This is a genomic window from Paenibacillus sp. IHB B 3415 (assembly GCF_000802655.2).
Lineage (GTDB): Bacteria > Bacillota > Bacilli > Paenibacillales > Paenibacillaceae > Paenibacillus_AQ > Paenibacillus_AQ phytohabitans.
Map to the genome: position 1 here is coordinate 1 of NZ_JUEI01000001.1, position 13,064 is coordinate 13,064.

11 protein-coding genes are annotated in these 13,064 nt (G+C 50.6%); 8 read left to right on the forward strand and 3 right to left on the reverse strand.

Annotated elements, in window-relative coordinates; translation table 11 throughout:
* Positions 1-216: 216 nt before the first annotated feature.
* Complete coding sequence (locus QW71_RS00005; RefSeq protein WP_039291487.1) at positions 217-1,479, reverse strand: hypothetical protein; 1,263 nt, start codon at positions 1,477-1,479, stop codon at positions 217-219.
* Between the two features lie 143 nt (positions 1,480-1,622).
* Here QW71_RS00005 and QW71_RS00010 point away from each other — a divergent pair, with 143 nt between their 5' ends.
* From QW71_RS00010 to QW71_RS00020, 3 genes are all read left to right on the forward strand, one after another.
* A complete protein-coding gene (locus QW71_RS00010; RefSeq protein WP_152679650.1) occupies positions 1,623-2,816 on the forward strand; it encodes a cell wall-binding repeat-containing protein in 1,194 nt (397 codons plus the stop codon).
* A 131-nt stretch (positions 2,817-2,947) separates the two neighbouring features.
* A complete protein-coding gene (locus QW71_RS00015; protein WP_235441349.1) occupies positions 2,948-3,661 on the forward strand; it encodes a response regulator transcription factor in 714 nt (237 codons plus the stop codon).
* Positions 3,651-5,036, forward strand: coding sequence for a cell wall metabolism sensor histidine kinase WalK (locus QW71_RS00020; protein ID WP_039291491.1), 1,386 nt, complete (start codon positions 3,651-3,653; stop codon positions 5,034-5,036). The genes QW71_RS00015 and QW71_RS00020 overlap by 11 nt, the downstream gene beginning before the upstream one ends.
* Here QW71_RS00020 and QW71_RS00025 read toward each other — a convergent pair whose 3' ends face one another.
* Together QW71_RS00025 and QW71_RS00030 are read right to left on the reverse strand one after the other, a co-directional pair.
* The gene (locus tag QW71_RS00025; protein WP_039291790.1) at positions 5,037-5,714 is read right to left on the reverse strand and encodes a DUF1796 family putative cysteine peptidase; all 678 of its coding nucleotides are present in this window, start codon (positions 5,712-5,714) and stop codon (positions 5,037-5,039) included.
* Positions 5,715-5,945: 231 nt separating this feature from the next.
* Entirely contained in the window at positions 5,946-6,431 is a 486-nt protein-coding gene (locus QW71_RS00030; RefSeq protein WP_039291493.1) for a DUF6803 family protein, read from the reverse strand.
* Positions 6,432-6,551: 120 nt separating this feature from the next.
* On the opposite strand from QW71_RS00030, the gene QW71_RS00035 reads away from it, so the two are divergent.
* The 5 genes from QW71_RS00035 (at position 6,552) to QW71_RS00055 (ending at position 13,056) form a co-directional block, all read left to right on the forward strand.
* Complete coding sequence (locus QW71_RS00035) at positions 6,552-7,217, forward strand: HAD family hydrolase (protein ID WP_039291496.1); 666 nt, start codon at positions 6,552-6,554, stop codon at positions 7,215-7,217.
* 454 nt (positions 7,218-7,671) lie between these two features.
* The gene (gene thrS / locus QW71_RS00040) at positions 7,672-9,585 is read left to right on the forward strand and encodes a threonine--tRNA ligase (protein ID WP_039291497.1); all 1,914 of its coding nucleotides are present in this window, start codon (positions 7,672-7,674) and stop codon (positions 9,583-9,585) included.
* A 44-nt stretch (positions 9,586-9,629) separates the two neighbouring features.
* Positions 9,630-10,226, forward strand: coding sequence for a GNAT family N-acetyltransferase (locus tag QW71_RS00045; RefSeq protein WP_039291500.1), 597 nt, complete (start codon positions 9,630-9,632; stop codon positions 10,224-10,226).
* A gap of 245 nt (positions 10,227-10,471) precedes the next feature.
* The gene (locus QW71_RS37575) at positions 10,472-11,554 is read left to right on the forward strand and encodes a hypothetical protein (protein WP_160311761.1); all 1,083 of its coding nucleotides are present in this window, start codon (positions 10,472-10,474) and stop codon (positions 11,552-11,554) included.
* Positions 11,551-13,056, forward strand: a complete 1,506-nt coding sequence (locus tag QW71_RS00055) for a hypothetical protein (RefSeq protein ID WP_039291502.1) — start codon at positions 11,551-11,553, stop codon at positions 13,054-13,056. The genes QW71_RS37575 and QW71_RS00055 overlap by 4 nt, the downstream gene beginning before the upstream one ends.
* Positions 13,057-13,064 lie beyond the last annotated feature (8 nt).

The window sequence follows — 13,064 nt, forward strand, 5'->3', positions numbered from 1 at the left end:
TACGGTTTGATGAGGAGGGGCTGGGTCATACCAGCCTTTTACTCTAGTAAGATTAACCTGTGCTCTGGAGTGGACGCTCCGCGAACGGACCGTTGTTCCAATCGCTCTGTGCTCTCCAGAATTTTTTCATTCCCTTTAGCTGTGAAAATCCGGAGACCAAACTTATGAGACAGCCTCGTTGGTTTACAGCGTGATTATAGTGTGATTCCGCCGTCGTTAACTTCTTACCGGCTTTCTGGATATTCCCTCCAGCACCTCATGTGAACGACCGTATTTGCACATGGCGTCACATTCACACTGCAGATCCGAGAATAAAATATAAGATATGTGCCCAGCGTTGTTCTGCTGTAAGGAAGGACGCAGCAGCTGGGCCTGAATTTCTTTTTCCCGGCTGTCAGGAGAAATAAGGTATAAACTGCATTCCGGCTCATTCAGTGATAAGGCTAAATCGTATAGTCTGAGAATGCCCGAATATATAGAAGTGCTTTTCTCCACTTCAAAGGCAGCGATCATTCTGTTCTCATCATCAAGCCAAAGCACATCAATGAAGGATATAGTGTCAAAGACTGCTTTGGATACCTGAAGCGGAGGCAAAACGGGCAGTGAATGTTCGCCGAGCTTTGCATTGTTCCATTGTCTCTTGTGATCATTCTGAGCGATCCATACCTTATATCCGAGCGAACGGCCTAATCTTGCCAGATGATATTGCATTTCGCTATGTGCATTTTCTTCACGGATGTCGTTCATGATCTCCATATGACGTTTTAACTGGGTTTTCTCCTGCTTGGCAGCCTCAGACTCCAGAATCCGCTCTGCATTACCGCTTACAATGAGACGGCCGGTGCCAATTTCAAACACAAACCCTCCAATAGCGCCTAAATCATTGGACAGCAGGGAACGTTGTTCATTATTCATTTGGAGCAGACCTTCACGCATTTCCAGATATGCAGTCCATGAACCCAGCTTGATTTTCTGGCCCAGAAGTTCGTTATAGCCTTTTACAATTGCAGTATTGAAAGGCGGGAATAGGGTGGGATGAAGAAAATATATAATATTGGCTAAAGCAGGGCCCAGCCCTTTGATATGTACACTGTCGAGTTTATAAATCTCCTCCAGAATTTGCTTCTCCTGGCTGGCTTGCTGAACTGCCTTCAGAAAGCGTCCAAAAGCGAGCTGATGGACATCATTCTCATAAATATCCGGAATACGCAATTTAGGTTTCCAGTAGAAGGCATGAGCCGCTCCTTCAAAAATCTGTTTCTGCTCACAAATGGCGGACATTACAAACTCCAGGGATGAACCCTTATAATCATTGCCGAATGTCCGGGCTTCAATGCTGCGGATGACGTCTGTCAGTCCGTTTTTGATTGTACGGAATGCCTTTAACCGCTCGCTATTATTCAGAAACCAAGTGTTGTAAACAGACTCCGGGTCTGCCTTATAAGCTTTGATACGATCTGTAATATAGTGATTGTCCATGCCGCTTATCCTCCAGATACCATAGTATCCATATTGTACAGAAGCAGCAGTAGGTTCTCAGTATACTTTGTTGCTTCATTCTTTCTACACATTTGTCCTATACACTTCTAGTTATTCGCGAGAGCAACTTGAATGGAGGGACAATGATGAAGAAAAGACTGCTGACGGCTACCTTTATCCTGCTGCTTGGAGCTACATTGGCGGGTTGCAGCCCGGGCGCAGATAACAAGGAAGAATCAAGCGCTATCACTGCACAAACAGCGGTAGCTACACCATGGATCGCTACCAAGAATACAACACGGATCAACACCTCTGACCCTGTTCAGGCGGCTGTGCTGGTCTCCCGGACCTTATGGACGGCTGAAACGAAGAGCAACCGGCCATCGTCTGTAGTCCTGACAAGTGTGGATAACTGGCAGATTGCGGCGGTAAGCACGGACCTGATCCACCATCCGAGCAACGGTCCGGTGCTCTTTTTCACCAAAGACGGTGTGCCGGATGAGACTCTTACTGAATTGAAGCGGCTGAAGCCGCTTGGTGCGGACGGCAATGACGGCATTCAGGTTGTAATTGTCGGGCCTTCGTCTGAAGCTGTCGAGACTCAGCTCAACTCGCTTAATCTGAAGCTGGACAAGATTGAAGGGGATGATCCAGCCGCAGTGGCAGGCGCTATTGATTCTTACTATGCGAAAGTGTCAGGCGAGCTGCCGCAGAGTGTAATTATCGGCTCGATGGATAGTCCTGAATATACCCTCCCGGCCGTGAACTGGATCGCCCATATGCCGGAGCCTTTACTATATGTGGGAAAAAGCGTAATCCCGTCTGCAACAGCAGACGCGCTCAAGGAACGCGGCGGAAGTGCTGCAATCTATATTCTGGGTCCCCAATCCGTCATTTCAGCAGATGTGGAGGAGCAGCTCAAGCAATACGGAACGGTTACGCGCATAGCGGGAGAGGATCCTTATGAGAATGCCATTGCCTTTGCCAAATTCAAGGATACGGCGAACGGCTTCGGCTGGGGAATCACTACTCCCGGACATAACCTGTCCTTGTTGACTACGGATTCAACGATGCTGGCAATTGCCGCTGCCCCCTTCTCCCATCTGGGCAAACACGCGCCGCTGGTCTTCATGAAGCAGGACGGATTGCCGGATTCTCTGATGAATTATACGATGGAGCTGCAGCCCAAATTCAAGGATTCACCGGCTGAAGGCCCGTATAATCACGCGTGGCTGACTGGCGATGCAGCAACGATCAGCGCCGCGGCGCAGAGTGAGATCGATGACATGCTGGAGATTTCCTCCGCCTCCGGTGATAATCCGCACTCGGGGCATTAGACAGAGCAAGCCCGCAGCGGGACCCGCTGCCGGCCTCTTTATTTATATATCAAGTAAGAAGGCATAACCGTTTCCACTTGGGTATAATGAATGCACGAACTATTAACCAGTACACGAAAAGGGTGAACGGCTTGTCCAAATCTCAAATACTTATAGTAGACGACGAATGGAATATGCGGAATTTGCTGCGTATATATCTGCTGAACGAGGGCTTCACCACCAGGGAAGCGGCCACGGGGCAGGAAGCCATCCGCATGGCAGGGCAGCACGAGTTTGATCTGATTCTGCTCGATGTGATGATGCCTGACATGGATGGCTGGCAGGTCTGCCGTGTGATCCGGGAGCAGAGTCATATCCCCATCCTGATGCTCACCGCGCGTTCGGAGATTAAGGATAAGGTGCAGGGGCTTGGCATCGGCGCGGATGATTATCTGACTAAGCCGTTTGAGCCGGAGGAGCTGCTGGCCCGGATACATTCGCTGCTCCGCCGTTCTGCGCTGACGCAGTCACTGGCGCCCCGGGAAGAAGTACTGGAGTACCCCGATTTGCGGATTTACCCGGAGGCACGCGAGGTGCGTGTACAGGGCCAGAACGTTGATTTTACGTTAAAGGAGTTCGATCTCCTGGCCTTGCTGGCGCGCAGCGGACAACGGGTATTCACCCGCGATGAGCTGGTCGAACGGCTATGGGGCAACGATTACGGCGGTGAAACCCGGGTCATCGACACCCACATCAAGAATATCCGCGAAAAGATGCAGAGAGCGGGCCTGGCGTATAATCCGGTGCAAACGGTATGGGGCCTCGGGTATAAATTCCAGGTCACGGGTAGTCCGGATGAAACATAATATCATCGGCTCCAAGCTTGGGCTGGTCATCATGTCCGTATTCCTGATCGTGCTGCTGTCTCTGGGCATGGTGATCGACAGGATGTTCACCAGCTTCTATTACAACGAAATGAAGACGGAAACGGAGGAGCTGGCCTCCCATTTCACGGTCATGGCCCAGTCCAAGGAGTCCACGACCAGCCAGATGATGACGACGTTTGCTGAATTCTCCAATGTCAGTATATTTAACATTCTTCCTGATGGCCGTACGAATCTGCATTCAGGCGTTCACGATTCTGCGGACCGGGCGTTCATCCGGACCGGGGATCTTACAGACATTTTTACCGGCAAAACAGTCAGCTTCCTGTACAAAGATCCAGCGGGGCACCGGTATTTCGTCACTGGACAACCTATCACAGGTGAGGATGGGGTCAGTTCGGCACTGTATGTAATGTCCTCTACCACGAGTATGGAAGAATCGCTGGCTTCAGTGCGCAATATTCTGCTGCTCGCGGGGATTGGCGCGTTCCTTTTGGCGCTCGGCATCACCTGGATCATTGCCGTGGTCCTGTCCCGTCCGCTTCTGCAGATGCAGAGAGCCACCCGCAAGATCGCCGCCGGTGAACTGGAGACACGCCTTACCATCCGCGGCAAGGATGAGATTGGTTTCCTCGCAGGAGCCATTAACGATCTGGCCGTTGACCTGCAGCGTTACAGGGATACCCGCCAGGAATTTCTGGCCAATATCTCGCATGAACTGCGGACACCGATTACTTATCTGCAGGGGTATGCCAAGGTAGTGAAGAGCGGGTTATATGAGACGGAGGAAGAGAAGGGGCTGTATCTCGACATCATCGATCAGGAAGCGCACCGGCTGCAGCACCTGGTCGACGACTTGTTCGAGCTGGCCAAGATGGAAGAGGGCAGAATTCCGCTGAACCTGGAACAGGTCAATCTCAGACAGATCGTGGATCAGGCGGTCCGCAGGGTGGAATTACCGGCGAAGGAGAAAGGTCTGCTGCTGACAGCTTCGTACGATGGCGGGCAGGAGGTAAGAGTATTAGGCGATGGCAAACGGATGGAGCAAATTGTGATGAATCTGCTGGAGAACGCTGTCCGCTATACCGAAAAGGGACAGATCAGGGTGAATCTAAGATTCACTCCGGACTCAGCAATATTTGTTGTAGAGGATACGGGAATCGGTATTCCGGAGGCGGAGCTTCCCTTTATTTTTGACCGGTTTTACCGGGTAGAGAAATCCCGCTCGCGGCAATACGGAGGCTCCGGCCTCGGGCTTTCAATTGTGAACAAGCTGGTCGAGCTGCTCGGCGGTACGATTGTGTTTACAAGTAAGGTGGGCGTAGGAACACGCTGTGAGGTTGTTTTTAGGAGATAACTAAGAATTATTTAGACTTATACCTTGCAGGATGTAATCCCAATTCGCATAATCATTCATATCACCGGGCACTTCCAGAACGCAGACATTGCTGATACCCCATTCCGCTTCTCTTGTTAGGGTAAGGCCGGGTATGGGATTTAGGATGAGTATTGTGAATTTCTTGTTGTTTAAAAGTTTTGATAATATCATGTGCAGCTCCAGCACCTGTTCAGCGCTTGCAAACCATCTGACAAATAAACTATCGTCGCTGCTGAGCAGACTGTTCCAGAACCGGCTGATCCGGTATTCCAGCTTCAGTCTGTAGGCGGGATAGGAAGCGCTCCAGCCCTGACCTGTAATAATCGGGAAATCGTGGGCGGAGATGATGTTATACAGAGAGTCCCGTATGAAATAGGATTGTGACAGATTGTTCCTGGAATGATCCAAATACACGGGATCTCCATCATCCAGCAAAAAATGGGTCTCATTCAACGGATGCAGATTTTTGAAATCCATAAAGTTCTTGAACTCATTCTTTAGAAGCCGGTTGACATCGGCCAGTGAATACGAAATCATCCAGTCTAGAGGCATTGAGAATTTCCGTAAACCGTATCTCTTCAGGTTAATTGCTGGCGCACAAGATGAACCTAAGCTGACGATCAGCCCATAGTCCTTTTTGACTTCTTGTAGTTTCATGAATTCACCCATTTCTATCCAGACTCAATCGTTAGTAAATCATATACGTGATGCTCCGGGATTGATTGGACGGATGAGACAAAATTCAGCGGCACACATGCTTCGGATAGCTGAGAGGCGATCTCATTCTGACGGGTTTGTGCGTAATGAAAACAAAAGGTGCCCGGGCAGCTATTTCTATAGCCTCCCCGGACACCTGTCAATCTTTTATAGACTTGGGTGACTCAACTCTTAGTGGCTCATGCCAGCCATTCCGCCCATAATTTCCGGATTCACCATCCCGAAGATCATGGCGATGTGGGCAACAACGAGGAAGCCGCTGATCAGCAGGAAATGCAGCTTAAGCTTGCTCTCTTCACTGCGTTTGCGGGCGATGAGACCGAGATCCAGCAGGGCCAGAGGCAGCAGGAAGATGACTCCGCTCAGATAAAAGCTTACTGCAACCACATCCACCCAGGTGTGCCATTCGCCATTTGCGGTGAGCGGGATGAAGGCGGTAGGGAACAAGTACAGGAAAACTCCGGTGAAATAGAGTCCGGCAAGAATACTGCATACCCGGTTGAACGCTCTGAGCGGCCCGTTCAGCTTCTTGGTGAATAGAATAATAAACTCCGTAACCGTAATCGTCTCGGCAAAAATCACGGGAATCGCCATAAAAAGAATCAGATTCCATGGCTGATTGTCCGCCAGCAGGGACATATAATGCGTCATGTTCATGTTACATCCTCCAGGTTCAAATATAGCTTACATAGTGATGTTAGTAGATAAGTGTGTGGAAAGTATGAAGAAAGGAAGGTATGATGGACAAAGTTAAACAGGAAGGGAGCACGAACGGAAGTGAAGGACGCGTTGCATCATATTTTATTTGATCTGGACGGCACATTAACCGACCCCAAAGAAGGCATTACCAAATGCGTGGAATATGCGCTGCACAAGCTAGGGATCGGGGTGGAGCATCCCGACCTGCTGATCCCGTATATCGGCCCGCCGCTCTATGATTCTTTTGTTCACATCCAGGGTCTGACACATGAAGCTGCCCTGCAGGGTGTGGACTTCTACCGGGAGCGTTACCGGACGCTCGGCATGTTCGAGAACAGTGTGATTCCAGGGGTTCCGGAGTTACTGGAGAACCTGCGGAATCAGGGGTTCAGCCTGTATGTGGCGACATCCAAACCCACGGTCTTTGCTGAGGAAATTCTCCGCCATTACAAGCTGGATCACTTCTTCAAGTTCACCGCTGGCAGCAATCTGGACGGGACACGCTCGAAGAAGCGCGAGGTGATCCAGTATGTGCTGGACCAGAATGATATTCCTGCCGCACAGGCGCTGATGATCGGGGACCGGGAGCATGATATTATCGGGGCGAAGGCCTGCGGTGTACCCTCCATTGGCGTGTTATTCGGCTACGGTTCAGAGGAGGAATTATCGGCTGCCGGAGCGGATTATATTGCTGCTACGGTTGAAGAAGCGGGTATGATTATTTCGCGGATTTCAAGTGAATGATATTAACGGATAGATTGCCGGGGGGACAGCGGCATAGAACTATTTTTTCATTGAGGTATTGACTTTTAGCGAAGGCATTCAGTATTATGTAACCAGCAACACCATATCTAAGGCAATGACCAGAGACAGGATATCCTCCCAGGACTGACCAGAGAGAGAAGTGCAAGGTGAGAGCTTCTTACAGAGACCAGCCGGATGTTACCCCTTTGCAGCCGTGACACTGAACCCTCCTGCTGTTAGTGAGGCTGTAAATGCCACCGACCCATCCCCGTTAACGGATGCCATGAGGATTGTGCTTATCACGTTTCCGCCGAACAGCCGGGGGTCCGTAGATACATAGTCGAATTAGGGTGGAACCACGAGCTTAGACGCACTCGTCCCTTTCCGGGATGAGATGCGTTTTTTTGCGTTCAATATACACAAACAGAAACCTGAAGAAATGGAGGCCACAATCATGGAGATTCAAGTGAAACTGCCGGATGGAACAATTAGGAGGTATTCGCGTAACACCACAGTTGCGCAGGTTGCGGAGTCAATCAGTGCAAGTCTGAAGAAGAATGCGGTAGCCGGTAAAATCGACGGCAGGCTCGTTGACCTTGATCACCCGGTTGAACAGGATAGCCTCGTTGAAATTATAATGGCGGACAGCAGTGAGGGTCTAATGATCCACAGACATAGTACTGCTCATCTGATGGCCCAGGCTGTCAAACGGATCTACGGGGATCAGAACGTTAAATTGGGTATCGGTCCGGTCATAGAGGATGGATTCTATTACGATATTGATATAGCACGGCCGTTGTCCGTGGAGGATTTGGGTGCGATTGAGCGGGAAATGGAGAAGATAATCGGAGAAAATCTGCCGATTCTGCGCCGGGTTGTCAGCAGAAGTGAAGCGATGGAACTGTTCCGGCAGCTGGAGGAGCCCCTAAAGCTTGAACTGCTCCGTGACCTGCCGGAGGATGCAGTGATCAGCTTGTATGAGCAAGGAGAATTCACTGATCTGTGCCGGGGGCCGCATTTGCCGTCTACTGGCCGGATCAAGGCCTTCAAGCTGCTTAGCGTAGCGGGAGCCTACTGGCGCGGGGATTCAGATAATCAGGTGCTCCAGCGGATCTATGGAACTTCATTCTTCAAGAAATCTCAGCTGGAGGAGCATCTCCACATGCTGGAGGAAGCGAAGAAGCGCGACCACCGCAAGCTGGGCAAGGAACTTGGGTTGTTCATGTTCTCCGAAGAGGCGCCGGGCATGCCGTTCTATCTGCCGAAGGGCATGATCATCCGTACAGAGCTGGAGAACTTCTCGCGTGAATTGCAGAGGTATAGTGGATATGATGAGGTCCGTTCACCCCTGATGATGAACAGAAGGCTATGGGAGCAATCCGGGCACTGGGATCATTATAAAGACGAGATGTATTTCACAAAAGTAGATGAAACAGATTTTGCGCTCAAACCGATGAACTGCCCCGGACATATGCTGATCTACAAGAACAGCCTTCGTTCATACCGGGAGCTGCCGATCCGGATTGCTGAATATGGCCAGGTCCACCGCCATGAATTCTCAGGGGCGCTGAATGGAATGATGCGTGTCCGGACTTTTTGCCAGGATGATGCCCACCTGTTTGTCCTGCCGGAACAGATCGAGGATGAAATTAGCCGGGTGCTGGAGCTCATTGATCAGATGTACAAAGTATTCGGTTTCGAGTACAAGGTGGAGCTGTCCACACGTCCGGATGATTATATGGGGGCTGAAGAACTCTGGGATCAGGCGGAGCTGTCGCTCGAACGCGTGCTGAAGAACAACGGGATCGAGTATCGGGTGAACGAGGGGGATGGCGCTTTTTACGGGCCTAAGATCGATTTCCATGTCCTTGATGCCTTGAAAAGAAGCTGGCAATGCGGTACAATCCAGCTGGATTTCCAAATGCCGGAGAAGTTCGATCTGACTTATATTGGTGAAGATAACGGAAAGCACCGTCCGGTAGTCATTCACCGTGCTGTATTTGGCTCCATTGACCGGTTCATGGGCATTCTTACAGAGCACTTCAGCGGAGCATTTCCGCTGTGGCTGTCTCCCGTGCAAGTCAAGCTGCTGCCTGTATCCGGGGTTCATGCTGATTATGCCTTCCAGATTAAAGGCCAGCTGCAGGCTGCCGGACTGCGGGTTGAGCTCGATGTGCGGGATGAGAAGCTGGGCTACAAAATCCGTGAAGCACAGCTGGAGAAAGTGCCTTATATGCTCGTACTCGGAGATCAAGAACAGAACAACGGTACTGTTTCCGTACGGGGCCGTGCGGAGAGTACACAAATACCGCTCAGCGTGCAGGAATTCATTCAGCTGCTGGCCGGCCAAATCGCAGATCGGAAATAAATTGCTTCATTAAATAGGTAGTCAAAGGTCTGGAGGGCTGATGCATGATTTCGAAGAATGCTGAGCAACTGGAGGGCGGTGTGATCAGGCTTGTGCCCCTCATGGAAGAGCATAAGCCGGAGCTGGTTAAGGTGCTGAACGATCCGCTGATCTGGGAATATACCTGGAGAAGGATCAGTACAGAAGAGCAGGTAGGGCAATTGATAGACGCGGCACTGGTGAATAAGGCCAAAGGTACGGATATCCCTTTTGTCATCATTGAGCAGGCCTCCGGCCGGATTGCCGGTACTACACGGATCATGCATCTGGACCGGAGACACCGCAATGCAGAGATCGGCTGCACCTGGATTTCGCCGGATTACTGGAGAACCGCAGTGAACACGGAGTCGAAGTCACTGCTGTTGAAGGTATGCTTCGAGAAGCTGGAATTAATCCGCGTTGACTTCTCTATTGTCAGTACCAACCTCCGGTCGCAGCGGGCGGTTGAACGGATTGGTGCTGTCCGGGAAGGCGTGCTGCGCAAGCACCGCCTCACTTCTGACGGCATGGTTATGGACAATGCGCTGTACAGTATCATTGATGACGAGTGGCCTGCGGTGAAGGCTAATCTTGATTATCTGTTGAATGTGAAATATAAGTAGCTGCATCCATCCGGGTGCCCAAGCGAAACTTAGAGGGGTCCCTTTGCGGGCTCCTCTATTATTTTTTGCAAATAGCCATATCTGTGAAACATTGATATAATAGAAAGACATGAGGATAGAAACATACATTCCCATTTTTTATGGGTCCTAATCATTTACTCAACGTCTATATCTCTGTATGTTCTGGCCCATACTTCACCCTTCGGGGAGGATTTGGGTTTATGCTATGTTGTGAGGGTGAAGGCATGAAAGAGCGAATCAAGGAAGTTATTGAGAGTAAGTTTAGGAATTCACGCAAAACCAGAAGTATTATTAAACTTGGAGACCTTGTGGAAGCAATACAGGAATCCTTCGAATACCGGGGTGACTACGACGAAAGTGGTGGAGGATTCTCGGCGTTTCAATACGGGATTATACAGTTAGTTGATGAAGGATATTTAACAGCCATGTCTAAACCCAAGCAATACATGCATACAAAACTGGACGAAGTCTACTGGTTGGCTGCACCAGTTTATTCTCTGGCAGGCTGGAGTGAAGCTGCTATGATGCGGGTCATCGGTGCCAAAGAGCTGAATTTGGATTATTACAGGAATCATCCTGAAGCGCAGTCTGCAGTCGTGTGGGAATACATAGAGCGCATATATCATTTTTTGCGTATGGCAGAGGACAGAGAGACAATAACTCGTGAGGAGCGTTCGCTGGAGCTTTTTGATCAGGAGAAGTTTCTCTCGAAGCCCGAAGGCAAGCAATTTCTAACCAGGCTCGGCATGAACCTGGGGATGCTTAAAGCAGATATTGTATATGAAGATTTCGAACATTATAAGACACCGAATAGACCTACACGGAAGGTACTGATCTCGGAGAACCATTCATTCTACAATTCCGCAAAAAGATTGATGGTGAACGGACTAACGGTATGCGGATTGCAACCGGATATGCTGATCTACGGGGAAGGCTGGAAGATCATAAGTAGTCTGTATTTTTTGAAGGAACGGGTGGATCATCCGCTTGAAGCTGAGTTGTTCTATGTTGGTGATATGGATAAGACGGGCTGGGATATCTATGGAAATTTGAAACGCAGCTATCCAGAGCTGAATATTAAGCTGGCACTCCCGGTGTATAGTTGTATGCACAGCAAGGCCCATCAATCATACGATTACGAAAAAGAACAAAACGACTGCCCTCCTCATCATTTGAAGATAGTGCGTGAGGAAGTTTCCACTGTTCCCGAACTGCTGCTGTGCATGAATACACTGCTTAAAGAGAACAAGAGGATCCCCCAGGAAGTCCTAAATTATGAAGTGATGGCGAGGTTGGCTGGAGCATGAACTGGAATGATTTTGGAGAACGGAATAAACGGCTGAATCCCCTATGGAGTCTGGGGGCAGGCATGAATCTCGGCGAGCTTCAGCCTTATAAGGAAATGATTGCTCTAAGCGTGCTGCTGCAGGTCTATTATCTGGAGCTGGAATCGAATGAACAGAGATCCAGGGAGGATCTGGTCCAGCTGACTTGGAGCTCGCTTGAACGCTTCGGCATCGCGAGGCTCGGCAGTCCGGAATCGGTGGAACGGCTGGTGGACGGGCTGCTGTGGAGCGGAGGCGGCGGGGATTTCGAGGCAAACTATTATGATGATCAGTCCCGTCAGATGGCGGTGCAGAAATACAAATATTTCACAGTGGATGAAGATGCCACCCGGACCAGCTGGGAAGAGAACGGGACCACAATCTACCGGCTCTCCGAATATGCGATGGAGCTGATCTTCATGAGCCATGAGATCATTGATGAATTTCAGATCAGCATTAAGCTGCTCGAGATTCAGATGCATATCAAGCATGGACGGGTAACCCGGGCGATGCAGGATGTGAACGAACTGATCTCCCGGGTGCGGAAGATGACCCAGCAGCAGCAGGAATACCGCAATGCGCTGCGCCGCAATCCGAAGCATATCTTCAGCGAATATGGCGCCCAGCGGCACCAGCGGCTGGAGGAGATTCATCAGCAATTCGACGAGGAACGCAAGCATTTCGATAATATTCACCGCTCGCTGGCCCGGCTGGCCAATGATGAGAAGGATGTCATCGACTTCAATGAGCTGCGGCTGCTCTCCGAGCGGGTCGAACTCTCCCGTCGAGTGCATGATGAGCTTGCCGAAGTGGTACTTAGCATTTTTGAAGCGGAAACCAATCTCAGGCTCAACTTCCCGGAGCTGTTCTGGGGTGCCGCCGGCTTCAACTTCCGTACCCATGTATGGGAGGAATGGGTGAAGCCGGAAGGGCTGCCGGATGGAGACAGCATGGAAACCCTGATCAGCGGGCTCTTCTCTCCCAGCCAAGACTTCATTTATCCGCTGGCCTGGGCCTGGGAAGAGCAGGATGTCGGCTTCCTGCCTGACGAATTGCCGGACGACCCGGATGAAGCCGGGGAGGAGGAAGAACTCCACTATGTCCCCAAAAGCATACCGTGGACCGAGGTGTCTGAGCTTTGGCTGCCGGTCTTCGCCGGACTGGCAGAACAGGGAAGCTTTACATTCTCGACAGAGGCTTTCTCTGAGGATGAACAGCGGCGCTGGGCGGATACCCCCAATGCGGTAGACCTGTGGGTTCAATTTTTCCATACCGAAATTAAGGTGCAGGAGCAGGAAGCGGAAGGTCACGGCGGGGCCGACGAATGTCAGAAGCTGATTGGGCGTCTGATCGCGGACCACCCGGAGCTTGAGACCTTGCGGGGCAAAGTGCTGCGGACAAGAATTCTTGCCGGGCAGCAAGGCAGTGTCCGCTGGCCCGGCCTGGAGATCAGTCCTTATACCATTACTATAGTAGAGAAGTGAGATGATTC

Bases quoted from the DNA above. Each gene is read 5' to 3' on its own strand.
- QW71_RS00005 (WP_039291487.1), bottom strand. From the start codon at position 1,479: ATGGACAATCACTATATTACAGATCGTATCAAAGCTTATAAGGCAGAC.
- QW71_RS00010 (WP_152679650.1), top strand. From the start codon at position 1,623: ATGATGAAGAAAAGACTGCTGACGGCTACCTTTATCCTGCTGCTTGGA.
- QW71_RS00020 (WP_039291491.1), top strand. From the start codon at position 3,651: ATGAAACATAATATCATCGGCTCCAAGCTTGGGCTGGTCATCATGTCC.
- QW71_RS00025 (WP_039291790.1), bottom strand. From the start codon at position 5,714: ATGAAACTACAAGAAGTCAAAAAGGACTATGGGCTGATCGTCAGCTTA.
- QW71_RS00030 (WP_039291493.1), bottom strand. From the start codon at position 6,431: ATGAACATGACGCATTATATGTCCCTGCTGGCGGACAATCAGCCATGG.
- thrS (WP_039291497.1), top strand. From the start codon at position 7,672: ATGGAGATTCAAGTGAAACTGCCGGATGGAACAATTAGGAGGTATTCG.
- QW71_RS00045 (WP_039291500.1), top strand. From the start codon at position 9,630: ATGATTTCGAAGAATGCTGAGCAACTGGAGGGCGGTGTGATCAGGCTT.
- QW71_RS37575 (WP_160311761.1), top strand. From the start codon at position 10,472: ATGAAAGAGCGAATCAAGGAAGTTATTGAGAGTAAGTTTAGGAATTCA.
- QW71_RS00055 (WP_039291502.1), top strand. From the start codon at position 11,551: ATGAACTGGAATGATTTTGGAGAACGGAATAAACGGCTGAATCCCCTA.